The 23,007-nt window shown below is 70.2% G+C and carries 22 protein-coding genes; 19 read left to right on the top strand and 3 right to left on the bottom strand.

Features of this window, described 5'->3' with window-relative positions; genetic code table 11:
• Nucleotides 1-148: 148 nt before the first annotated feature.
• Nucleotides 149-1,564, top strand: coding sequence for a sugar porter family MFS transporter (locus ACZ60E_RS28255; RefSeq protein WP_469444078.1), 1,416 nt, complete (start codon nt 149-151; stop codon nt 1,562-1,564).
• Between the two features lie 104 nt (nt 1,565-1,668).
• Here ACZ60E_RS28255 and ACZ60E_RS28250 read toward each other — a convergent pair whose 3' ends face one another.
• The gene (locus tag ACZ60E_RS28250; RefSeq protein WP_469444076.1) at nt 1,669-2,643 is read right to left on the bottom strand and encodes an LLM class flavin-dependent oxidoreductase; all 975 of its coding nucleotides are present in this window, start codon (nt 2,641-2,643) and stop codon (nt 1,669-1,671) included.
• Nucleotides 2,644-2,970: 327 nt separating this feature from the next.
• Here ACZ60E_RS28250 and ftsY point away from each other — a divergent pair, with 327 nt between their 5' ends.
• Nucleotides 2,971-4,164: a signal recognition particle-docking protein FtsY gene (ftsY, locus tag ACZ60E_RS28245; protein ID WP_384816363.1), complete on the top strand. Its 1,194-nt coding sequence runs from the start codon at nt 2,971-2,973 to the stop codon at nt 4,162-4,164.
• A 153-nt stretch (nt 4,165-4,317) separates the two neighbouring features.
• On the opposite strand, the gene ACZ60E_RS28240 is transcribed toward ftsY, so the two are convergent.
• Nucleotides 4,318-4,971: a bifunctional DNA primase/polymerase gene (locus ACZ60E_RS28240; RefSeq protein ID WP_384816360.1), complete on the bottom strand. Its 654-nt coding sequence runs from the start codon at nt 4,969-4,971 to the stop codon at nt 4,318-4,320.
• Nucleotides 4,972-5,430: 459 nt separating this feature from the next.
• Here ACZ60E_RS28240 and nsdA point away from each other — a divergent pair, with 459 nt between their 5' ends.
• The 5 genes from nsdA to ffh all read left to right on the top strand — a co-directional run bounded on the left by nsdA (nt 5,431) and on the right by ffh (nt 13,270).
• Complete coding sequence (nsdA, locus tag ACZ60E_RS28235) at nt 5,431-6,918, top strand: transcriptional repressor NsdA (protein ID WP_469444073.1); 1,488 nt, start codon at nt 5,431-5,433, stop codon at nt 6,916-6,918.
• A 411-nt stretch (nt 6,919-7,329) separates the two neighbouring features.
• Entirely contained in the window at nt 7,330-8,670 is a 1,341-nt protein-coding gene (locus tag ACZ60E_RS28230; RefSeq protein ID WP_469444072.1) for an ammonium transporter, read from the top strand.
• Nucleotides 8,667-9,005, top strand: coding sequence for a P-II family nitrogen regulator (locus ACZ60E_RS28225; protein ID WP_055510557.1), 339 nt, complete (start codon nt 8,667-8,669; stop codon nt 9,003-9,005). The genes ACZ60E_RS28230 and ACZ60E_RS28225 overlap by 4 nt, the downstream gene beginning before the upstream one ends.
• Before the next feature lie 25 nt (nt 9,006-9,030).
• Complete coding sequence (locus ACZ60E_RS28220) at nt 9,031-11,538, top strand: [protein-PII] uridylyltransferase (protein WP_469444069.1); 2,508 nt, start codon at nt 9,031-9,033, stop codon at nt 11,536-11,538.
• Between the two features lie 175 nt (nt 11,539-11,713).
• Nucleotides 11,714-13,270, top strand: coding sequence for a signal recognition particle protein (gene ffh, locus ACZ60E_RS28215; RefSeq protein ID WP_384816350.1), 1,557 nt, complete (start codon nt 11,714-11,716; stop codon nt 13,268-13,270).
• A 125-nt stretch (nt 13,271-13,395) separates the two neighbouring features.
• Here the strand turns inward: ffh and ACZ60E_RS28210 are convergent, their stop codons facing one another.
• On the bottom strand, nt 13,396-14,253 hold the full coding sequence (locus ACZ60E_RS28210; RefSeq protein ID WP_469444066.1) for an SAM-dependent methyltransferase: 858 nt from the start codon (nt 14,251-14,253) through the stop codon (nt 13,396-13,398).
• A gap of 742 nt (nt 14,254-14,995) precedes the next feature.
• On the opposite strand from ACZ60E_RS28210, the gene ACZ60E_RS28205 reads away from it, so the two are divergent.
• The 12 genes from ACZ60E_RS28205 (at nt 14,996) to ACZ60E_RS28150 (ending at nt 22,999) form a co-directional block, all read left to right on the top strand.
• A complete protein-coding gene (locus ACZ60E_RS28205; RefSeq protein WP_107021810.1) occupies nt 14,996-15,592 on the top strand; it encodes a hypothetical protein in 597 nt (198 codons plus the stop codon).
• A gap of 331 nt (nt 15,593-15,923) precedes the next feature.
• Nucleotides 15,924-16,343: a 30S ribosomal protein S16 gene (rpsP, locus tag ACZ60E_RS28200; RefSeq protein WP_107021809.1), complete on the top strand. Its 420-nt coding sequence runs from the start codon at nt 15,924-15,926 to the stop codon at nt 16,341-16,343.
• A gap of 2 nt (nt 16,344-16,345) precedes the next feature.
• Entirely contained in the window at nt 16,346-16,585 is a 240-nt protein-coding gene (locus tag ACZ60E_RS28195) for an RNA-binding protein (protein ID WP_005479813.1), read from the top strand.
• Nucleotides 16,586-16,690: 105 nt separating this feature from the next.
• Nucleotides 16,691-17,260, top strand: a complete 570-nt coding sequence (gene rimM, locus ACZ60E_RS28190) for a ribosome maturation factor RimM (RefSeq protein WP_469444064.1) — start codon at nt 16,691-16,693, stop codon at nt 17,258-17,260.
• Nucleotides 17,260-18,081: a tRNA (guanosine(37)-N1)-methyltransferase TrmD gene (trmD, locus tag ACZ60E_RS28185; RefSeq protein WP_384813388.1), complete on the top strand. Its 822-nt coding sequence runs from the start codon at nt 17,260-17,262 to the stop codon at nt 18,079-18,081. The genes rimM and trmD overlap by 1 nt, the downstream gene beginning before the upstream one ends.
• Before the next feature lie 136 nt (nt 18,082-18,217).
• On the top strand, nt 18,218-18,568 hold the full coding sequence (rplS, locus tag ACZ60E_RS28180; protein ID WP_107021806.1) for a 50S ribosomal protein L19: 351 nt from the start codon (nt 18,218-18,220) through the stop codon (nt 18,566-18,568).
• A 45-nt stretch (nt 18,569-18,613) separates the two neighbouring features.
• A complete protein-coding gene (lepB, locus tag ACZ60E_RS28175) occupies nt 18,614-19,384 on the top strand; it encodes a signal peptidase I (RefSeq protein ID WP_469444063.1) in 771 nt (256 codons plus the stop codon).
• Entirely contained in the window at nt 19,377-20,471 is a 1,095-nt protein-coding gene (gene lepB, locus ACZ60E_RS28170) for a signal peptidase I (RefSeq protein WP_384813395.1), read from the top strand. Before lepB (ACZ60E_RS28175) ends, lepB (ACZ60E_RS28170) begins: the two co-directional genes overlap by 8 nt.
• Nucleotides 20,356-21,300, top strand: a complete 945-nt coding sequence (lepB, locus tag ACZ60E_RS28165; RefSeq protein ID WP_384813466.1) for a signal peptidase I — start codon at nt 20,356-20,358, stop codon at nt 21,298-21,300. Before lepB (ACZ60E_RS28170) ends, lepB (ACZ60E_RS28165) begins: the two co-directional genes overlap by 116 nt.
• Before the next feature lie 77 nt (nt 21,301-21,377).
• Nucleotides 21,378-22,124 (top strand): signal peptidase I, encoded by a 747-nt coding sequence (lepB, locus tag ACZ60E_RS28160; RefSeq protein ID WP_384813397.1) that lies wholly within the window; start codon nt 21,378-21,380, stop codon nt 22,122-22,124.
• Entirely contained in the window at nt 22,114-22,635 is a 522-nt protein-coding gene (locus tag ACZ60E_RS28155; protein ID WP_385836912.1) for an NUDIX hydrolase, read from the top strand. Before lepB (ACZ60E_RS28160) ends, ACZ60E_RS28155 begins: the two co-directional genes overlap by 11 nt.
• A gap of 55 nt (nt 22,636-22,690) precedes the next feature.
• Nucleotides 22,691-22,999 carry a DUF2469 domain-containing protein gene (locus ACZ60E_RS28150; protein ID WP_055510545.1) on the top strand — a complete coding sequence of 103 codons (309 nt, stop codon included), beginning with the start codon at nt 22,691-22,693 and terminating at the stop codon, nt 22,997-22,999.
• Nucleotides 23,000-23,007 lie beyond the last annotated feature (8 nt).

Here is a 23,007-nt window from a genome sequence, read left to right as displayed (position 1 = left end):
TGACTTCGAAACTTGAAGGCATAGTCTCTGCTTCGTTGCTTTTACCTTCAGGTGGTGGGTGGCGTAAACGTGTGCGCCACTTGAGACACCGTCCGGAAGGGCTCGCCCCCACCCCCGGCAGTGAGGCCGGTGGCCCGAGGAGTTACACGTGACCAGCACAGCGCAGCCACCCCAGTCCGGAGCCCGAGCGGCTCATCCCGAGCATCTCGGGCACGTCATCTTCATCGCGGCGGCGGCCGCGATGGGTGGCTTCCTCTTCGGCTACGACAGTGCCGTGATCAACGGCGCGGTCGAGGCCATCCGTGACCGGTACGAGGTCGGTTCCGCGGCCCTGGCCCAGGTCATCGCGATCGCCCTGATCGGCTGCGCGATCGGCGCCGCCACCGCGGGCCGGATCGCGGACCGCATCGGCCGGATCCGCTGCATGCAGATCTCGGCGGTGCTGTTCACCGTCAGCGCGGTGGGCTCCGCCCTGCCCTTCGCCCTGTGGGACCTGGCGTTCTGGCGGGTCATCGGTGGCTTCGCCATCGGTATGGCCTCGGTCATCGGCCCCGCCTACATCGCCGAGGTCTCCCCGGCCGCCTACCGCGGCCGGCTCGGCTCGTTCCAGCAGGCCGCCATCGTCATCGGCATCGCCATCTCCCAGCTCGTCAACTGGGGCATCCTCAACGCCGCCGACGGCGACCAGCGCGGCAAGGTCATGGGCCTGGAGGCCTGGCAGGTCATGCTCGGCGTGATGGTCATCCCGGCCGTCATCTACGGCCTGCTGTCCTTCGCGATCCCCGAGTCACCGCGCTTCCTGATCTCCGCGGGCCGCGACAAGCGGGCCCGTGAGGTACTGCGGGAGGTCGAGGGCGACATCGACCTGGACGCCCGCGTCGCCGAGATCGAGCACGCCATGAAGAGCGAGCACAAGTCGTCCTTCAAGGACCTGCTGGGCGGCACCTTCTTCTTCAAGCCGATCGTGTGGATCGGTATCGGACTGTCGGTGTTCCAGCAGTTCGTCGGCATCAACGTCGCGTTCTACTACTCCTCCACCCTGTGGCAGTCGGTGGGCGTCGACCCGACGGACTCCTTCCTCTACTCGTTCACCACGTCGATCATCAACATCGTCGGCACCGTGATCGCCATGATCTTCGTCGACCGCATCGGCCGCCGCCCGCTCGCCCTCATCGGCTCGGTCGGCATGGTCATCGGACTCGGCCTGGAGGCCTGGGCCTTCTCCTACGACCTCGTCGACGGCAAGCTCCCCGCCACCCAGGGCTGGGTCGCCCTGATCGCCGCCCACGTCTTCGTCCTCTTCTTCGCCCTCTCCTGGGGTGTCGTGGTCTGGGTCTTCCTCGGCGAGATGTTCCCCAACAAGCTCCGCGCCGCGGCCCTCGGCGTCGCCGCCGCCGCACAGTGGATCGCCAACTGGGCCATCACCGCGAGCTTCCCGTCCCTGGCCGACTGGAACCTCTCCGCGACCTACATCATCTACACCGTCTTCGCCGCGCTCTCCATCCCCTTCGTCCTCAAATTCGTCAAGGAGACGAAGGGCAAGACGCTGGAGGAGATGGGCTAGCACTCGTCCGCCGTCCCCGGCGCATGAACCCGGGGGGAGGGGCCAAGTCCCCGCTGTCCTTCTCCCCGTACTCGTAAGAGGGCGTGCCGCCCCGGTTCCCGGGCCTACAGGGCCTTGAGCCGGGGCAGCACGTTTTCGCAGAACAGATGCATGCTGCGCCAGCCCTCGTCGACGGACACCCCACCCGACAGCGGATGCAGTACGTAGCTGTCGAGGCCCAGCGCCAGACACTCCTCCGGCGTCACGATCCGGTAGACGCCCTCGGCGCGCAGCTCCTCCACCGTCGTGGCCCCCGACTTCACCGCCGAGCGGATGTCGGAGGACTGCCAGGAGGCGTACGTCCTGGCCTCGTGCAGGAAGTGCTCGCCGTGCTCCGCCCACGCGCGGTCCGGGTCCTCGGCGAGGTGCAGCAGCGGGGTCACCGCCGCGGGCATCATGGTCCAGCCCTCGGTCCCGTACTCGACGAGCCGCTCCTTGTAGTACGCCTCGATGTCCGGCAGATGCGCGCTGGGGAAGAACGGCAGTCCGAGCCGTGCCGCGCGCCGGGCCGCGGCCTTCGAGGAGCCGCCCACCAGCAGCAGGGGGTGCGGGTCCGAGAAGGGCCGCGGAGTGACCCGTACGGTACGGCCTCGGTACTCGAAGTCCTCGCCGGTCCAGGCCTTCAGCAGGGTCTGCAGGAGCTCGTCCTGGAGGGCGCCACGGCGCTTGTAGTCCACGCCGAAGAGCGCGTACTCCTCGGGCCGGTAGCCGATGCCCGCGACCGTGACGAGCCGGCCGCCGCTGAGGAGGTCCAGCACGGCGATGTCCTCGGCCAGGCGCAGCGGGTCGTGCAGCGGGCCGATGATCGCCGAGACCGTGACCGCGATCTTGCGGGTGGCGCCGAAGACCGCGCCCGCGAAGGTGAACGGGGAGGGCAGCCAGTTGTTGGCCGCGCCGTGGTGTTCCTCGGTCTGGACGGTGGTCATGCCGCGGTCGTCGGCGTAGGCGGCCATCTCCAGTGCGGCCTTGTAGCGCTCGCTGAGGGAGGGGGGTGTGGCGGCGGGTTCTACGAGGTTGAAACGTACGACCGTTACGGGCATGGGAGGGTCCCCCTTCGCCGAGCGGGTGGGGTGGCGGTGGCTTTGGTGGGGGTGACGGTAGCTGACGGGTCGTCAGCTGGCCAGGGTTCTCGCCCCCGCCGCCCCTACCCTTCCCGTCACTGCATGGGGGCTGCGCCCCCTCGCCCCCTGATCGCGCTGCGCGCTCGTCCTCAAACGCCGGACGGGCTGAAATGCTTTCAGCCCGTCCGGCGTTTGAGGACCGGGGGTTCGGGGGCAGCGCCCCCGAGAGCGCGACGGGAACGGGCAGGGGCGGCGGGGGCGACGGTCGGAGGGTCGGAGGGGGTGGTCGCGCATACTGGTGCCGTTATGGAAATCGTCATCCTTGCTGTAGTCATCGCCGTGGTCGTGATCGGCGCGCTCGGCGGCCTGGTCGTCGGCAGCCGCCGGCGCAGGCAGCTGCCCCCGCCGCCCCCCGCCGCCCCCGACATCACCGCTCCGCCGGCCGAGCCGCACGTCGGCGACGAGGCCGAGACGCCGCGCGACGAAGCGCGCCGCACGATAGAGGAGGTGGATCTTCCGGACGCCTCGGCGACCGCCCCGGTCGTCGAAGCACCCCCGGTCGAGATCGAGGTCCCGGAGCCGACCGCAGGTCGCCTGGTGCGGCTGCGCGCCCGGCTCTCCCGCTCGCAGAACGCGCTCGGCAAGGGGCTCCTCACGCTCCTCGCGCGCGAGCACCTCGACGACGACACCTGGGAGGAGATCGAGGACACGCTGCTCACCGCCGACGTCGGCGTGCAGCCCACCCAGGAGCTGGTCGAGCGGCTGCGCGAGCGCGTGAAGGTGCTCGGCACCCGCACGCCCGAGGAGCTGCGCGGCCTGCTGCGCGAGGAACTGCTCACGCTCCTGGTGCCCGACTTCGACCGCACGGTGCACACCGAGTCGCCGCTGGACACGCCCGGCATCGTGATGGTCGTCGGGGTCAACGGCACCGGCAAGACCACCACCACCGGCAAGCTCGCCCGTGTGCTGGTCGCCGACGGCAAGCACGTGCTGCTCGGCGCGGCCGACACCTTCCGGGCCGCCGCCGCCGACCAGCTGCAGACCTGGGGCGAGCGCGTCGGCGCCCGTACCGTACGCGGTCCCGAGGGCGGCGACCCCGCCTCGATCGCCTTCGACGCGGTCAAGGAGGGCATCCAGGAGGGTGCCGACGTCGTGCTCATCGATACGGCCGGCCGGCTGCACACCAAGACCGGCCTCATGGACGAGCTCGGCAAGGTCAAGCGCGTCGTCGAGAAGCACGCCCCGCTCGACGAGGTGCTGCTCGTCCTGGACGCCACCACCGGTCAGAACGGTCTGGTGCAGGCCCGCGTCTTCGCCGAGGTCGTCAACATCACCGGCATCGTCCTGACCAAGCTCGACGGCACGGCCAAGGGCGGCATCGTCATCGCCGTCCAGCGCGAGCTGGGCGTCCCCGTCAAGCTCATCGGTCTGGGCGAGGGCGCGGACGACCTGGCGCCGTTCGAGCCGGAAGCGTTCGTGGATGCCCTTATCGGAGAGTGAGAACGCGTACGACCCGTACGCGCGTGATGAAGGGCCCCGCTCCATGGTGCAGATGGAGTGGGGCCCTTCCGTATCGGCAGGCCTCTGTCGAGGAAGCCTGTGCCGACAGCTCTGTACGGCCGAGGTCGGGCGGCCCGGTCCGTGTCGTCCGGTCTAGGCGCGGGAGCGGTGGGCCACGTACGCCAGCGTTCCGAGCAGCAGGCGCGCGGCCGGTGGCTTCGTCGCCGAGTCGAGCGCGGGGGAGCGGAGCCAGCGGACCGGGCCGAGGCCGCCGCGGTCGGAGGGCGGCGCCGTGATGTACGTACCGGACCCCAGGCCGTGCAGGTCGAGCGTGGCGTCGTCCCAGCCCATGCGGTAGAGCAGCTGGGGCAGTTCGGCCGCCGCGCCGGGTGCGACGAAGAAGTGGGCGCGGCCCTCGGGGGTGACGGTCACGGGGCCCAGCGGAAGACCCATGCGTTCGAGCCGGACCAGGGCACGGCGGCCCGCGGACTCGGCGACCTCGATGATGTCGAAGGCGCGGCCCACGGGGAGCATCACCGCGGCGCCGGGGAACTCGCCCCAGGCCTCCGTCACCTCGTCCAGTGTGGCCCGCGCCGGGACGACGGGCGCGAAGTCCAGGGGATGCGCGCCGTGTCGGGAGCAGTCCGCCCGGCCGCACGAGCAGGCACCCGCGGCCGCCCGGGCGCCGGGCACCACGTCCCAGCCCCACAGCCCGGTGAACTCGGCCACGGCCGTGCACTCCGAGGAGCGGCCGCGGCGACGCGAGCCGGACCGAATTTCGCGGATGCCGCCGATGGTGAAACCCATGCCCCCTCCAACGGGTCCAGCGTGTCCGTGGTTACGTCATGAAATCAGTTCGTGACTCTCAGTTGTCATTCGTACTCTGAGTTCCCCTCCGCGCGCGGTCCGAATGCGGCGCCCGGTTGTATCGCGGGTGGTGCGCCCGGCTTCGCGCGCCCCGATGTGCATCGCTGCGCCCACTTCCGGCCGTCATGTGTCAAGTGAATCGCGCGTCGGCCACCGCGAGTTCATTCGAAGGGGTGGCGAATGGTGGCGTTTCCGGGATCGCCATGGCTGGGGCGGTGATCGTAGGATTACTGTGAGTGCACAGGTCCTGGGGACGCATGCACTCGTGGGTATGCCGGAGGCAACCCGGCTTCCCGTTCGATGGGTGAGAACAGCCGGACGGGCGGCCCTGTTTACCGGCATTCTGGTAGGGCTTGGCGCATACAGCGCGCAAGTGGGTTCAGGGATGGGGGCGTTCCAGTGGGCGGCAACGGCGGAAGCGGCACGACCGCGACTGGCACGGACAAACGCCCCAATGAACTGTTGGGCTCGTGGTTCGTGCGCAGCGGCTGGTCCAAGGGCGAGCTGGCGCGCCAGGTCAACCGCAGAGCACGCCAGTTGGGCGCCAACCACATCTCGACGGACACCTCGCGCGTCCGCCGCTGGCTCGACGGGGAGAATCCGCGCGAGCCGATCCCGCGCATCCTCTCCGAGCTGTTCTCCGAGCGCTTCGGCTGTGTCGTCGCCGTCGAGGACCTGGGCCTGCGCGCCGCCCACCGGTCACCGTCCGTGTCGGGCGTCGATCTGCCCTGGACCGGCCCGCAGACGGTCGCCCTGATCAGCGAGTTCTCCCGCAGCGACCTGATGCTGGCGCGCCGCGGCTTCCTCGGCACGTCCCTCGCCCTGTCCGCGGGACCCACGCTCATCGAACCCATGCAGCGCTGGCTGGTGCCCAGCCCCACCACCCCGCGCGCGGAGCCCGCCCTCTCCGCCGCCGCCTCGCGCCGCCCCGGCCGGCTCTCCCAGCCCGAGCTGGACCTCCTGGAGTCCACCACCGTCATGTTCCGCCAGTGGGACGCCCAGTGCGGCGGAGGTCTGCGCCGCAAGGCGGTCGTCGGCCAGCTGCACGAGGTGACCGACCTGCTCCAGGAGCCCCAGTCCGAGGCCACCACCAGGCGGCTGTTCAAGGTCGCCGCCGAGCTGGCCGAGCTGGCCGGCTGGATGAGCTACGACGTGGGACTCCAGCCCACCGCCCAGAAGTACTTCGTCCTCGCCCTGCACGCCGCGAAGGAGGCCGCCGACCGGCCGCTGGGCTCGTACATCCTCTCCAGCATGAGCCGCCAGATGATCCACCTGGGGCGGCCCGACGACGCGCTGGAGCTGATCCACCTCGCCCAGTACGGCAGCCGGGACTGCGCGAGCCCTCGTACGCAGTCCATGCTGTATGCGATGGAGGCCCGCGCCTACGCCAACATGGGGCAGCCCGGGAAGTGCAAGCGGGCCGTCCGGATGGCGGAGGACACCTTCGAGGACGCGGAGGAGTTCGACGAGCCCGAGGCCGACTGGATCCGCTTCTTCTCCGAGGCCGAGCTGCACGGCGAGAACAGCCACTCCTTCCGCGACCTCGCCTACGTCGCCGGCCGCAGTCCCGCGTACGCGTCGCTGGCCGAGCCCGTCATGCAGAAGGCCGTCGACCTCTTCGAGAAGGACACCGAACACCAGCGTTCATACGCCCTCAACCTCGTCGGAATGGGCACGGTGCACCTCCTGCGCCGGGAACCCGAGCAGAGCACGGTCCTGGTGCGCAAAGCCCTCACGATCGCCAAGAAAGTGCGCTCGGAGCGGGTCAACACTCGTATCCGAAAAACAGTCGACACGGCCGTACGCGACTTCGGCGACCTCGCCGCCGTCATCGAGCTGACCGATCAGCTGGCCATCGACCTGCCCGAGACCGCAGAGGCGGTCTGACCCCCAGTACGCCGGCCGCGGCCACCGTCCATAACTGCCCGACTCGGCTCCCCCATGCCAGGTCATCGGACGGAGGCCGCGGCCGGTCCGGCTTCACGCGCCGCCCAGGACGCCCGCTCCCGCCCGAGTGGCAGGGGGCCGCGAGGGGTGCTTGATTGATGGCTGAGGCCGCGACCGGTGACGGCTGAGGTCACGTCCGCCGAAGGTTGCGCCACGATAACGATCGGGACCGCCACAATCCGGCGGTTCATCGACGCGTAACACGCACGTTCTCTTCGTCACCCGGGCGAAACATGCAGGGGCTCCGGTCGAAACGGCGCTGCGCCAATCTCTGGCACATAACCGGCCCACCCCTCACAACCGCTCATGGCTTCGCCCGCACGGGGCCGTACCAACGACGAGGAGACGCCGATGGCACCAGCCATCACGCTTGCCGCAGACGCTCCCACGCTGTCTGCCGCCAACACCGGGTTCATGCTCATCTGTTCCGCCCTGGTGCTGATCATGACTCCCGGACTCGCCTTCTTCTACGGAGGCATGGTCAGGGTCAAGAGCACCTTGAACATGTTGATGATGAGCTTCATCAGCATGGGGATCATCACGATCCTGTGGGTGCTCTACGGCTTCTCCATGGCCTTCGGTACCGACTCGGGCAGCGTCGTCGGCTGGTCCTCGGACTTCGTCGGCCTCAGCGGCATCGGCAAGATGGAGCTCTGGGACGGCTACACCATCCCGATCTACGTCTTCGCCGTCTTCCAGCTGATGTTCGCGATCATCACGCCCGCACTGATAAGCGGCGCCCTCGCTGACCGCGTGAAGTTCACCGCCTGGTCCCTGTTCATCGCCCTGTGGGCCACGGTCGTGTACTTCCCGGTCGCCCACTGGGTCTGGGGCACCGGCGGCTGGGCCTTCGAGCTCGGCGTCATCGACTTCGCCGGTGGTACGGCGGTCCACATCAACGCGGGTGCCGCGGCGCTCGGTGTGATCCTCGTGATCGGCAAGCGCGTCGGGTTCAAGAAGGACCCGATGCGCCCGCACAGCCTCCCGCTGGTGATGCTCGGCGCCGGTCTGCTGTGGTTCGGCTGGTTCGGCTTCAACGCCGGCTCCTGGCTCGGCAACGACGACGGCGTCGGCGCGCTGATGTTCGTCAACACGCAGGTCGCCACCGCCGCCGCCATGCTTGCCTGGCTCGCCTACGAGAAGATCCGCCACGGCGCGTTCACCACCCTCGGTGCCGCCTCCGGCGCGGTCGCCGGGCTGGTCGCGATCACCCCGTCCGGCGGTGCGATCTCCCCGCTCGGCGCGATCGCGGTGGGTGCCATCGCCGGTGTGCTGTGCGCCATGGCCGTCGGCCTCAAGTACAAGTTCGGCTACGACGACTCGCTCGACGTCGTCGGCGTCCACCTCGTCGGCGGTGTCGCCGGCTCCCTGCTGATCGGCTTCTTCGCCACCGGCGGCGGCCAGTCCGACGTCGCGGGCCTCTTCTACGGCGGCGGCCTCGACCAGTTCTGGAAGCAGTGCGCCGGTGTCTTCGGTGTCCTCGCCTACTCCCTCGTGGCCTCCGCGGTACTCGCCTTCCTGATCGACAAGACGATCGGGATGCGCGTCCCCGAGGACGACGAGATCGCGGGCATCGACCAGGCCGAGCACGCCGAGACCGCATACGACTTCAGCGGCGCCGGCGGCGGCTCCGCACGCAGCTCGGCCACGGGCCCGGCCGTCGAGACCGCGAGCAAGAAGGTGGACGCATGAAGCTCATCACCGCCGTCGTCAAGCCCCACCGGCTCGACGAGATCAAGGAGGCCCTCCAGGCCTTCGGCGTCCACGGCCTCACGGTCACCGAGGCGAGCGGTTACGGTCGTCAGCGGGGCCACACCGAGGTCTACCGCGGTGCCGAGTACACCGTCGACCTCGTTCCCAAGATCCGTATCGAGGTGCTGGTCGAGGACGACGACGCCGAGCAGCTGCTCGACGTCATCGTGAAGGCGGCCCGTACCGGCAAGATCGGGGACGGCAAGGTCTGGTCCGTCCCGGTCGAGACGGCGGTCCGGGTCCGGACCGGCGAGCGCGGACCCGACGCGCTGTAGTCAGCAGACGAACAGGAGCCACTGGGTGACGAGTACGGACATGCGTACAGAAGCAGAGGACTCGGGACCCAGCGGCTACGCGGCGGCCCGGCTGCGCCTCCTCCAGGAGGGGGCGCGGTCCGGGCCGCCGCGCCGTTCGGCCCTCGCCGAACTGACCGACGACTGGCTCACCGGTCTCTTCGACGCCGGCGCCGAGAAACTGCGCGGCGTCTCCCTCGTCGCCGTCGGCGGCTACGGCCGCGGCGAACTCTCCCCGCGCAGCGACCTCGACCTGCTGCTCCTGCACGACGGCGGCGCGGACTCGGGCGCGATCGCCTCCCTCGCCGACCGCATCTGGTACCCGGTCTGGGACCTCGGCCTCGACCTCGACCACTCCGTCCGCACGCCCGCCGAAGCGCGCAGGACGGCGGGCGAGGATCTCAAGGTGCAGCTCGGGCTGCTCGACGCCCGCCACATCGCCGGCGACCTCGGCCTCACCGCAGGACTGCGTACGGCCGTCCTCGCCGACTGGCGGAACCAGGCGCCCAAACGCCTCCCCGAACTCCAGGAACTGTGCGCCGAGCGCGCCGAACGCCAGGGCGAACTGCAGTACCTCCTCGAACCCGACCTCAAGGAGGCCCGCGGCGGCCTGCGCGACGCCACCGCCTTGCGGGCCGTCGCCGCCTCCTGGCTCGCCGACGCCCCGCGCGAAGGCCTCGCCGACGCCCGCAAGAGCCTCCTCGACGTCCGTGACGCCCTGCACCTCGCCACCGGCCGCGCCACCGACCGCCTCGCCCTCCAGGAACAGGACCAGGTCGCCGCGGAACTCGGCCTGCTGGACGCCGACACCCTGCTCCGCCAGGTGTACGAGGCCGCCCGCGTCGTCTCGTACGCCAGTGATGTCACCTGGCGCGAGGTGGGGCGCGTACTGCGGTCGCGCGCCGTGCGCCCGCGGCTGCGCAAACTGGCAAGGGAGCGGAGCGACTTCCTCAGAAGGGCGGTGGTGGGCGACGGGAGGGCGCTGGGCGGCGGCAAACCCGCTCCCGAACGCTCCCCGCTGGCCGAGGGCGTCGTCGAGCAGGACGGCGAGGTCGTCCTCGCGCGTGCGGCCCGCCCCGACCGCGACCCCGTACTGCCGCTGCGCGCCGCCGCCGCTGCCGCCCAGGCGGGCCTGCCGCTCTCGCTGCACGCGGTCCGCCGGATGGCCGCCGCGGCCCGTCCGCTGCCCACACCGTGGCCCGCCGAGGCCCGCCAGCAGCTCATCACCCTGCTCGGCTCCGGGCCCTCGACCATCGAGGTCTGGGAGGCACTGGAGGCGGAGGGGCTGATCACCCGGCTGCTGCCCGACTGGGAGCGCGTGCGCTGCCGGCCGCAGCGCAACGCCGTCCACATCTGGACCGTCGACCGGCATCTGATCGAGACGGCGGTACGCGCCGCCGAGTTCACCCGGCGCGTCCACCGCCCCGACCTCCTCCTGGTCGCCGCCCTGCTGCACGACATCGGCAAGGGCTGGCCCGGCGACCACTCCGTGGCCGGCGAGATCATCGCCCGCGACGTGGCGGCCCGCATCGGCTTCGACCGCACGGACGTGGCGACCCTCGCCACGCTCGTACGCCATCACCTGCTCCTCGTCGAGACGGCGACCAGACGCGACCTGGAGGACCCGGCGACCGTGAGCTCGGTCGCCGAGGCGGTCGGCTCGCAGGGCACGCTGGAACTCCTGCACGCGCTCACCGAGGCGGACGCGCTGGCCACCGGGCCCGCCGCCTGGTCCTCCTGGCGCGCCTCCCTCGTCACGGACCTGGTGAAGCGGGTCTCCGCCGCGCTCGCCGGGGACGAGCCCGAGGAGCCCGAGGCCGCGGCGCCCACCGCCGAACAGGAACGGCTCGCCATCGAGGCGTTCCGCACCGGCGGCCCCGTACTCGCGCTGCGCGCCCAGACCGAACCGCCCGCCGAGGAACCCGCCGAGGACCGGGATCCCGAGCCCCTCGGCGTGGAACTGGTCATCGCGGTACCGGACCAGAAGGGCGTCCTGCCCGCCGTGGCGGGCGTCCTCGCCATGCACCGGCTCACCGTGCGGACTGCGGAACTGCGGGCCCTGGAGCTGCCCGACGGCGTCTCGGGCTCCGTCCTGCTGCTCGACTGGCGGGTCGCCGCCGAGTACGGCTCCCTGCCGCAGGCTGCCCGGCTGCGCGCCGATCTCGTACGCGCCCTCGACGGGTCCCTCGACATCGCCGGGCGGCTGGCCGAGCGGGACGCCGCCTATCCGCGCCGGCGGGGCATCGTGGCGCCGGCGGCCCGGGTGAGCGTGGCCTCCGCCGCGTCCCGGCACGCCACGGTCATCGAGGTGCGCGCCCATGACGCCCCGGGGCTGCTGCACCGGATCGGGCGTGCGCTGGAGAGCGCGCAGGTACGGGTGCGCAGTGCGCATGTGTCCACGCTGGGCGCGAACGCGGTGGACGCGTTCTATGTGACCGGGCCCGAGGGGGTGCCGTTGCCGGGGGAGCAGGCGGCGTCGCTGGCGCGGGCGCTGGAGGATACGTTGCGGGAGTAGATGTCCCACGGGGACCAGGTCGTTCTTTGTCTGCGGGTCCGCTGTGGCCGGGCGCGCAGTTCCCCGCGCGGGGTGGAAGCCCGTGACGACGGGGTGGAGACCCTTTCTGGCGCGGGCAGATACTCTGGAGGGCGGACCTGCCCCCCTGCCCCCTACTTGAGGATTCGCGACCGCCGTGTTCGACACTCTCTCCGATCGCCTCGCAGCGACATTCAAGAACCTTCGCGGCAAGGGGCGCCTGTCCGAGGCGGACATCGACGCCACCGCGCGCGAGATCCGTATCGCCCTGCTGGAAGCGGACGTCGCGCTGCCGGTCGTCCGGGCCTTCATCAAGCAGGTCAAGGAGAGGGCCGTCGGGGCCGAGGTCTCGCAGGCCCTCAACCCCGCCCAGCAGGTCATCAAGATCGTCAACGAGGAGCTCGTCGGCATCCTCGGCGGCGAGACCCGCCGACTGCGCTTCGCGAAGCAGCCGCCGACCGTGATCATGCTCGCGGGTCTGCAGGGTGCCGGTAAGACCACGCTCGCCGGAAAGCTCGGCAAGTGGCTGCAGGGCCAGGGACACACTCCGCTGCTGGTCGCCTGCGACCTCCAGCGCCCCAACGCCGTGAACCAGCTGAGCGTCGTCGGTGAGCGCGCGGGCGTCGGCGTCTACGCGCCCCAGCCGGGCAACGGCGTCGGTGACCCGGTCCAGGTCGCCAAGGACTCCATCGAGTACGCGAAGCAGAAGCAGCACGACGTCGTCATCGTCGACACCGCGGGCCGCCTCGGTATCGACGCCGAACTGATGCAGCAGGCCTCCGACATCCGCGACGCCGTCTCGCCGGACGAGATCCTCTTCGTCGTCGACGCGATGGTCGGCCAGGACGCGGTCAACACCGCGGAGGCCTTCCGCGACGGCGTCGGCTTCGACGGCGTGGTCCTCTCCAAGCTCGACGGCGACGCCCGCGGTGGTGCGGCGCTCTCCATCGCGCACGTCACCGGCCGCCAGATCATGTTCGCCTCCAACGGCGAGAAGCTGGACGAGTTCGACGCGTTCCACCCGGACCGCATGGCGTCCCGCATCCTCGGCATGGGCGACATGCTCACGCTGATCGAGAAGGCCGAGCAGACCTTCTCGCAGCAGGAGGCCGAGGCCATGGCCTCGAAGCTCGCCTCCAAGAAGGGCGAGGACTTCACGCTCGACGACTTCCTGGCCCAGATGGAGCAGGTCAGGAAGATGGGCTCCATCTCCAAGCTGCTCGGCATGCTGCCCGGCATGGGGCAGATCAAGGACCAGATCAGCAACCTCGACGAGCGTGACGTCGACCGTACGGCCGCGATCATCAAGTCGATGACCCCGGCCGAGCGCCAGGACGCGACGATCATCAACGGCTCGCGGCGCGCCCGTATCGCCAAGGGTTCCGGTGTCGAGGTCAGCGCGGTCAAGGGCCTGGTCGAGCGGTTCTTCGAGGCCCGCAAGATGATGTCCCGCATGGCCCAGGGCGGCGGTATGCCCGGGATGCCCGGGATGCCGGGCATGGGCGGCGGGGCCGGCCGGACGAAGAAGCAGCCCAAGAAGAGCAAGGGCAAGCAGCGGTCCGGCAACCCGATGAAGCGCAAGCAGCAGGAGGAAGAGGCTGCGGCTCGGCGTGAGGCCGGGCAGCAGGCGGGCGGCGCGCTCGGCCTGCCGGGCGGCCAGCAGCAGCCCCAGAACTTCGAACTCCCCGACGAGTTCAAGAAGTTCATGGGCTGAACGACCTCGGGGGCACTGCCCCCGGGCCCCATTTGTGTGCTGCCCCGGTGGGGGCGGGCCCTAAGGATTGCGCAGTTCCCATGCAGTGACGGGGAGGGTAGGGGCGGCGGGGGCGAAAAAAGCCCTCAGGCCGTCCGGGCCACCAGGTAGCGGAAGACGTTCGGCATCCACACCGTCCCGTCCCGCCGTTTGTACGGATGCAGAGCCTCCCGCACCTCCTTGTCGACCTGATCGGGATCCGTGGCGGCGACGGCCGCGTCGAACAGCCCCGTGGACAGCAGCCCACGGACCGCGTTGTCCACGTCCGCGTACCCGAAGGGGCACGCGACCCGCCCGGACCCGTCGGGCCGCAGGCCGGCCCGCTGGGCGACCTCCTCCAGGTCGTCACGGAGGGCCGGGCGCCAACTGCCCGCACCACGCAGGGGATCCGCCAGCTTCGCGGCGACCCGCAGCACCGAGGACGTGGCACACCGCTCCGGAGGCCCCCAGCCCGCGAGAACCACGGGAACCCCTCGTCCGACGAGTGGACTCGCCGCCGCCAGCGCCTCGGTGAGGCCTTCGGAGTCACCGGCCACACACCCGACCGGCTCGAAAGCGGTCACCAGGTTGTACGCGGCCGTCGCCACGTCGTCGATGTCCGTGGGCTCCCCGTCCGTCAGCCGCGCGCCGGCACGCGCACGCGTGCCCCATGTCTCGGGGAGCAGACGCTCCCGCGCGAGAGCCAGCCGCTCCGGCGCGTGGGCCTGCAGACCGGTGACCGACGCGCCCCGCGACGCGGCCATCAGCAGCGCCAGGCCGGACCCGCAGCCGAGCCCCAACAGCCTGGTCGAGGAGCCCACTTCGAGTCGCTCGTAGACGGCCTCGTAGAGCGGTACGAGCATCCGCTCCTGAATCTCGGCCCAGTCACGCGCGCGTGCCCACTGATCCACCTGGGGCGCAGCCCCCGAGTGAGGTAGGTGCTGCCGCACGAGCGTAGGTGTCATCGAAAGTGCCCCAATCCGCCGAGAGTTGCGTTTGTGCCCCGTTCGTCCACCCCCGTGCAGTGCGCTCGCACTCCCCCCGTATGCCAGGAAACTCCGCGCTCGTCGTGGCGTCCAGGGGTTGCGGAGCCCGGTTTGCGTACCATCGGCGCGCGCCGGGAGAATTCACATACCGGCAACATGTGCGCCTACCACTCCTTGCCGATCAGTGGGCGGATATCCGGCCGTCGCGGACGCGCCCGCACACTGGATGGCCTGTTCGTGCCGTCCGGCGATGACAGTGGGTTGCGGGCGCGTCGACGGGCCCGGCCCCCGCAATGCGTGGTTCCCGCCGCCGGAGGCCGTGAAGCGGTTCCGGCCAAGGTCCACGAACCCGTCGCCCGGCCGCCGCGCGGGACCGTACGGTGTCTGGTGACCGGGGACGGGCCGGTGCCCCGCGCCGATGACGCACCCGGTAACGTCGCCGTCGTGGCCCGCGTCGACCGGGCCCCGGCATTCCGCCGCGAGAAGGACCGAAACGCCTCTTGCGCATCCGCCGACCCCAGGTGCCCCGGTGCGCAGACAGCGCCTACTGGCCCGGACGTAACGTCACTACGTACCGGCTGGGTGTGAACTGTGAGGCTTCTCCGCAGATCAGCGCACCCGCCCTCGTCAGGACGCATCAGCGGCAACTGACGGGTACGTGCAAAATATTTGGGATGCCCCGGAATAGGAACACAGAGGCACCTCGGCTCGTTGTCATTACGTGAGCACGACACCACCTGTTCTCGCCGCAGAGCTGGCAGGGGCGTGGGCCGACATTCAGCGGCACCACCCCGAGCTGCCCGATCTTGCCGCGCCAGAGTCCCTGATCGGGGAGTCGTCGTCCGCCTGCGGACACGAACTCTCCTTCGAACGACTGCTTCACGAGGCAGTCCACGGCATCGCCGCCGCCCGAGGTGTCCGCGACACCTCCCGCGCCGGCCGGTACCACAACCGCAGATTCCTCGCGATCGCCGAGGAGTTGGGACTGGACCACCCCGAGGAACCGCATCCCAGCAGCGGCTTCTCCCTGGTCACGCTCAACCCCGAGGCGAAGCGCCGCTACCGCCCGACGATCGAGCGGCTGCAGCGCGCCCTCAAGGCGCACACGGTCGCGACAGCCGCCGACACGGCCCGCAGCTTCCGCGGCCCGGCCGCCCGGCACGGCTCCTCCGGAGGGGGCGTGCGCGTGAAGGCGGTCTGCGACTGCGGGCGCAACGTCCGCGTCGTCCCGTCGGTCCTCGCGCAGGCGCCCATCGTGTGCGGAGGGTGCGGGAAGCCGTTCCGCATCCCGGAGGTGGTCGGCGCGGCAGCGGGCTGAGCGGACGGCTGACACGGCGGCGGGCCGTCGTCCCGCCGGGGTGGTGCGGGAGAGCGCGGCGGCACTTCGTGGGTGCCGGCTCGTGCGATGGCCCACCTCGACGGCGACACCCGTACCGGCCCCGGCGGGACCGCGGGCCGGCCCAGGGCTGCCCCCGGACTGCCCGGGTCGAGGCGCCCTTCCGGGTGTGGCAGAATGGTCAGCTGTACTCGCAGCCGCACAGGACCCCTCTCTCCTCCGGCTGACGCGTCCATCGGGCACTCGGGTACCGCAACCCCACGCGGCAATCTCGCCGTGCCCAACCCCGTCAAGACCAGGAGACACCACTTCCGTGGCAGTCAAGATCAAGCTGAAGCGTCTGGGCAAGATCCGCGCGCCTCACTACCGCATCGTCGTCGCCGACTCCCGTACCCGCCGTGACGGCAGGGCCATCGAGGAGATCGGCCTGTACCACCCGGTGCAGAACCCGTCGCGCATCGAGGTCGACTCCGAGCGTGCGCAGTACTGGCTGGGTGTCGGCGCGCAGCCGACCGAGCCCGTGCTCGCCATTCTCAAGCTGACCGGCGACTGGCAGAAGCACAAGGGCCTGCCGGCCCCGGCGCCGCTGCTCGTCGCCGAGCCGAAGGCCGCGCGCCCGTTGTTCGACGCCCTGGGTGGCGACGACGACAGCAAGGGCGAGGCCATCACGCAGAAGAAGAAGGCTGAGAAGAAGGACGAGGCTGCCGCCGAGTCCGCGTCGACCGAGGCCTGAGCATGCTTGAGGAGGCTCTTGAGCACCTCGTGAAGGGCATCGTCGACAACCCGGACGACGTGCAGGTCGCCTCGCGTGACCTGCGCCGCGGACGCGTTCTTGAGGTCAGGGTTCACCCCGACGACCTCGGGAAGGTGATCGGCCGCAACGGCCGCACCGCGCGCGCTCTGCGTACCGTCGTAGGCGCCATCGGTGGCCGTGGAGTCCGCGTCGACCTCGTCGACGTGGATCACGTCCGCTGACGTAATTCGCAGCACCGGCTCGGGCCGGGGAGGGCCTTCGGGCCGTCCCCGGCCCGTAGTCGTCCACGCGGTGAAACCGTGGACACACGACAGGAGATCAAGCAAGTGCAGCTGGTAGTCGCGCGGGTGGGCCGAGCCCATGGCATCAAGGGCGAGGTCACCGTCGAGGTACGCACCGACGAGCCGGAGCTGCGGCTCGCGCCCGGCGCCGTCCTGGCCACGGACCCCGCCTCGGCCGGTCCGCTGACCATCGAGACGGGACGGGTGCACAGCGGCCGCCTCCTGCTGCGGTTCGCGGGGGTACGCGACCGCAACGGCGCCGAGGCGCTGCGCAACACCCTGCTGATCGCCGACGTCGACCCGGACGAGGTGCCGGAGGACCCGGACGAGTACTACGACCACCAGCTCATGGACCTGGACGTCGTCCTGAAGGACGGCACCGAGGTCGGGCGGCTCACCGAGATCTCGCACCTGCCCTCCCAGGACCTCTTCGTGGTCGAGCGGCCGGACGGCACCGAGGTGCTCATCCCGTTCGTCGAGGAGATCGTCGTCGAGATCGACCTGGAGAAGCAGCGGGCCGTCATCGACCCGCCGCCCGGACTGATCGACGACCGCGCGGAGATCGCCTCCTCGAGGGACACGGACACCGACTCCTCCGGCGGGGCCGACGCCTGATGCGGCTCGACGTCCTCACGATCTTCCCCGAGTACCTGGACCCCCTGAACGTCTCCCTCGTGGGCAAGGCACGCGCGCGTGGACAGCTGAACGTGCACGTGCACGATCTGCGGGAGTGGACCTACGACCGGCACAACACGGTCGACGACACCCCCTACGGCGGCGGCCCCGGCATGGTCATGAAGACCGGGCCCTGGGGCGACGCACTGGACTCCGTCCTCGCCGACGGCTACGAGACGGGCTCCCAGGGACCCGTCCTGGTCGTCCCCACGCCCAGCGGCCGGCCCTTCACCCAGGAACTCGCCGTCGAGCTCTCCGAGCGCCCCTGGCTGGTCTTCACACCCGCCCGCTACGAGGGCATCGACCGTCGTGTCATCGACGAGTACGCGACCCGTATGCCCGTGTACGAGGTGTCCATCGGCGACTACGTGCTGGCCGGCGGCGAGGCGGCCGTCCTGGTCGTCACGGAGGCCGTGGCACGGCTGCTGCCCGGCGTCCTCGGCAACGCCGAGTCGCACCGGGACGACTCGTTCGCGCCGGGAGCCATGGCGAACCTCCTGGAGGGGCCGGTCTACACGAAACCGCCCCGGTGGCGCGGCCGGGAGATCCCGGACGTGCTGGTCAGCGGCCATCACGGCAAGATCGCCCGCTGGCGCCGGGACGAGGCGCTGCGGCGCACCACGGCCAACAGACCGGACCTCATCGAGCGCTGCGACCCCGCCGCCTTCGACAAGAAGGACCGCGAAATGCTCTCGATCCTGGGCTGGCAGCCCGGACCCGACGGCCGATTTGGGCGCAGGCCCGACACCGTGGAAGAATAGGCCGCTGCTGTACGTCGTCCGGCGTGCGCCCCTGCCACAGGGGGACACGACGCCCGCCCCGACGAGAACAGCCCACCTTCTGGAAACACCGACTTCCGTCGATGACCTGTGGCATCGGCGAAGAAAGCAGACGATCATGTCCAACCTGCTCGCGTCCGTCGATGCAGCGTCGCTGCGCAGCGACGTCCCGGCCTTCCGCCCGGGTGACACCGTCAACGTCCACGTCCGCGTCATCGAGGGCAACCGCTCGCGTGTGCAGCAGTTCAAGGGTGTAGTCATCCGCCGCCAGGGCGCCGGTGTCCGTGAGACCTTCACGGTCCGCAAGGTCTCCTTCTCCGTCGGCGTCGAGCGCACCTTCCCCGTGCACACCCCGATCGTCGAGAAGATCGAGCTCGTCAGCCGCGGCGCCGTCCGTCGCGCGAAGCTCTACTACCTCCGTGAGCTGCGCGGCAAGGCCGCGAAGATCAAGGAGAAGCGCGACAACTGAGCTCACTCCGGGTCCCTCGGTAGGGCCGGATAGCATCTGGCCCACATGGACGCCGAAGCACAGCACACGGAGCGCGACCGCTCCTCCCAGCCCGTCGTGTCCGAGGAGATCTCGGACACACAGGGGGCGGAGGAACGGTCGCGTTTCGCGTTGGTGGCCCGGGCCGCCGACTGGCTGCCGGGCGGCCGGATCACCCTGACCGTGCTGTTCTGTCTGTTCTCCCTGCTGCTGCTCACCCGGTTCGTGATCCAGCCGTTCGAAATTCCCAGTGGCTCGATGGAGCCGGGATTGAGGATCGGGGACCGCGTTCTCGTAAATAAGTTGGCGTACCGTTTCGGTGCTGAGCCGAGGCGCGGTGACGTCGTCGTGTTCGACGGCACCGGTTACTTCGGCGACGCCGACTACATCAAACGTGTGGTGGGCGTGGGGGGAGACCATGTGGTCTGCTGCGACAGGCAGGGGAGGATCGAGGTGAACGGCCGCTCGGTCGACGAGTCGACGTTTCTGTACCCGGGGAACGAGCCGTCCGAAGTGCGCTTCGACGTGGCCGTCCCCGACGGCACCCTCTTCGTCCTGGGTGACCACCGCGGCGACTCCAGCGACTCCCGCGACCACCTCGGCTCCCCGGGCGGCGGCATGATCCCCGTCGACGACGTGATCGGCAGAGCGGACTGGATCGCCTGGCCGCTCGGCCACTGGACCGGTCTCGAACGGGCCGGCGGCTACGCGCGCGTGCCCGACGCCGCGGGCCCGCTCCTCCGGGCGCCCCTGGCAGGGACGAGCGGGCGGAAAGCCGTGGACGGTGTCCATGGGTAACCGCGGCAAGCCCCGCGGCACCCACAGTGCCGCGGAGGACCTCCTGCCCACGGGCTCCCGGCGCACGGGCGGCCCCGTGATGCCCGGCCGGGCGGACCGGCGCAAGCTGGCCCGGCGGGTCAAGCGGCGCAGGCAGCGCTCCGCGGTCAAGGAGATACCCCTCCTGATCGGCGTCGCGCTGCTCATCGCGCTCGTCCTGAAGACGTTCCTCGTCCAGGCTTTCGTGATCCCTTCGGGCTCCATGGAACAGACGATCCGGATCGGCGACCGCGTCCTGGTCGACAAGCTGACCCCGTGGTTCGGCTCGAAGCCCGAGCGCGGTGACGTCGTCGTCTTCAAGGACCCCGGCGGATGGCTGGAGGACGAACAGCCGACGGCGAAGAAGGAAGACCCCATCGTCGTCAAGCAGGTCAAGGAGGCGCTGACCTTCATCGGCCTGCTGCCCTCCGACAACGACCGGGACCTGATCAAACGGGTCGTCGCGGTCGGCGGCGACACCGTCAAGTGCTGCGACACCCAGGGCCGCGTCACCGTCAACGGCATGCCCCTCGACGAGCCCTACATCAACCCCGGCGACAAGCCCTCCTCGCTGGTCTTCGAGGTCAAGGTGCCGGCGGGGCGCCTGTGGGTGATGGGCGACCACCGGTCCAACTCCGCCGACTCCCGGTTCCACCGTACGGAGAAGTACAGCGGCACCATCTCCGAGGACGTCGTGGGCCGTGCCATGGTCATCGCCTGGCCCATCGGTCACTGGACTCAGCTCAAGGAACCCGACACCTACGCGTCCGTGCCCGACGTGGCCGGCGGAGCGACCACCGCACTCGACACGTCGCATAGGGTGGCCACCGCGGATCGATACGGATTGATCCCGCTCCCGACCCCTGCGGAACTCCCGCTCGTTATGGGAGTGGTGGGCCTGCGTCGTATCCGACGCGGGCGGCGGCACGGAGTGAGGAGTGGATGTGGGGGATTTGGCGGTCGGCGCACGATCCGGACACGAGGGGCCCGAGGAACGACCGGGACGATCCGAAGAGTCGGTCCCGCCGGCCGGCGAGGACGCCGTGGCCCCCGGAGACGACGCGGGTGACGGCAACGGCGGGGACGAGCGGGACTCCGACGGGACCGCCCCGGCGCCGAAGAAGCCGCGGTCCTTCTGGAAGGAACTCCCCCTGCTCATCGGCATCGCGCTGGTTCTCGCGCTGCTGATCAAGTCCTTCCTGGTGCAGGCGTTCTCGATCCCCTCGGACTCGATGCAGAACACCCTTCAGCAGGGTGACCGCGTCCTGGTCGACAAGCTGACCCCGTGGTTCGGCTCGGAGCCCGAGCGTGGCGAGGTCGTCGTCTTCAACGACCCCGACAAGTGGCTGGCGGGCGAGCCGACGCCCAGTCCGAACGCGATCCAGACAGCTCTCAGCTGGATCGGCCTGATGCCCTCCGCCGAGGAGAAGGACCTCATCAAGCGGGTCGTCGGAGTCGCGGGCGACACCATCGAGTGCAAGGGCACCGGCCCCTTGAAGGTCAACGGCAAGGCGCTGAACGAGACTTCCTACGTGTACCCGGGCAACACCCCGTGCACGGTGGACGACGCCGGCGGCCAGTTCAAGGTGAAGGTTCCCGAAGGCAAAATCTGGGTCATGGGCGATCACCGGCAGAACTCGCTGGACTCGCGCTATCACCAGCAGGACAAGCACGAGGGCTTCGTACCCGTGGACAACGTGGTGGGCCGCGCGATCGTCGTCGCCTGGCCGCCCACCCGCTGGTCGACGCTTCCGGTGCCGGACACCTTCGACCAGAACCTGACCGCCGCCGCTCCGGGTGCGCTCGGGCTCGCGGGCGCGCTGCCGCTGGTGCTGTGGCGCAGGCGTCGCCTTACCGTCGGGAACACCAGGGTTTCTGGGTCGCGTACCGCCGGGTAGGGTGCCGTCCCAGACGCCGATCTTCCGTGGCCCGACCTGGGCCGCGAGGTCGATTCTCCGAGTTGGGGAGCACTGGGATGAGCGGGACAAGTCGTACGGACGAGGGCCACGGACGGCTCGGCAGCAAGCTGTCGGGGCTGGCCGTGGCCCTCGGCTGTGTGCTCTTCCTCGGTGGGTTCGCCTGGGGAGCGGTCGTCTACCAGCCGTACACCGTGCCGACCGACTCGATGTCGCCCACCATCGCGGGCGGCGACCGGGTGCTCGCCGAGCGGATCGACGGCTCCGAGGTGCAGCGCGGTGACGTCGTCGTCTTCAAGCAGTCCACCTGGGGCAACATGCCCATGGTCAAGCGGGTCGTCGCCGTCGGCGGGGACACGGTCGCCTGCTGTACGCAGGACAAGCTGACCGTCAACGGCAAGAAGATCGAGGAACCGTATCTGCCCAAGGGCAGCGCGGCCGAGTCGTCCACGATCCCCTCCATCGAGGTGCCCAAGGACCGGCTCTTCCTGCTCGGCGACGAGCGCAGCGGCTCACTGGACTCCACCGCCCACCTGACGGAGGCCGGCAACGGCACGGTGCCGCGCAGCGCGGTGAACGCGCGCGTCGACGCGGTGGCCTGGCCCATGAACGGCATGCTGGCCCGCCCCACCGGCTTCGAGACGCTCGGCGCGACCTCCGAGCCGGGTCCCCTGCGCCTGGTCCTCACCGCGGTCGTGGCGGGCGCGGTGCTCGTCCTCGGCGGGGCCGCGTACGGGCCGGTCGCCAACCGGTCGGCACGCCGCCGCAGCCGTACGGGGGCGGGGGAGCGGGCTCTTGCCGGCTGACGCGTCGTCGCCGGCGGGCGGTGGCCTCGGCGAGCTGCGGAAGGTCGCCCGGGTGGTGCTGCTCGACCCGCAGGACCGCATCCTGCTGCTGCACGGACATGAGCCCGAGGACCCTTCGGACGACTGGTGGTTCACGCCGGGCGGCGGTGTGGAGGGCGACGAGACACGCGAAGAGGCCGCTCTGCGGGAAGTCGCGGAGGAGACCGGCATCACCGAGGTCGAGCTGGGTCCGGTGCTGTGGCGGCGGACCTGTTCGTTCCCGTTCGCGGGGCGTCGCTGGGACCAGGACGAGTGGTACTTCCTGGGCCGTACGACGCAGACGGCGACCGAGCCCACGGGGCTGACCGAGCTGGAACGGCGCAGTGTCGCCGGAGCGCGCTGGTGGACGTGCCGGGAACTTGCCCGGGCACATGAGACGGTGTATCCGACCAGACTCGCCGAGCTGCTGCTCAGGCTGCTCGACGAAGGGCCCCCGGCCAGGCCCGAGACCCTCGACACGGAAATCGTCTAGGGGCTCGCGGGGCTGGCGCACAATAGGGGGACGCACGGCTGAAGGGGAACATGCCATGAGCGCCGAGGACCTCGAAAAGTACGAGACCGAGATGGAGCTGAAGCTCTACCGGGAGTACCGCGATGTCGTCGGTCTGTTCAAATATGTGATCGAGACCGAACGGCGCTTCTACCTCACCAACGATTACGAGATGCAGGTGCACTCGGTTCAGGGCGAGGTGTTTTTCGAGGTGTCCATGGCGGATGCCTGGGTGTGGGACATGTACCGACCTGCTCGGTTCGTGAAGCAGGTGCGTGTTCTGACATTCAAGGACGTGAACATCGAGGAGCTGAACAAGAGCGACCTCGAACTGCCCAGCAGCTAGAACGGGGC

This window comes from Streptomyces sp. NPDC102514, assembly GCF_055584525.1.
This window is presented reverse-complemented; position numbering and strand designations above follow the sequence as displayed.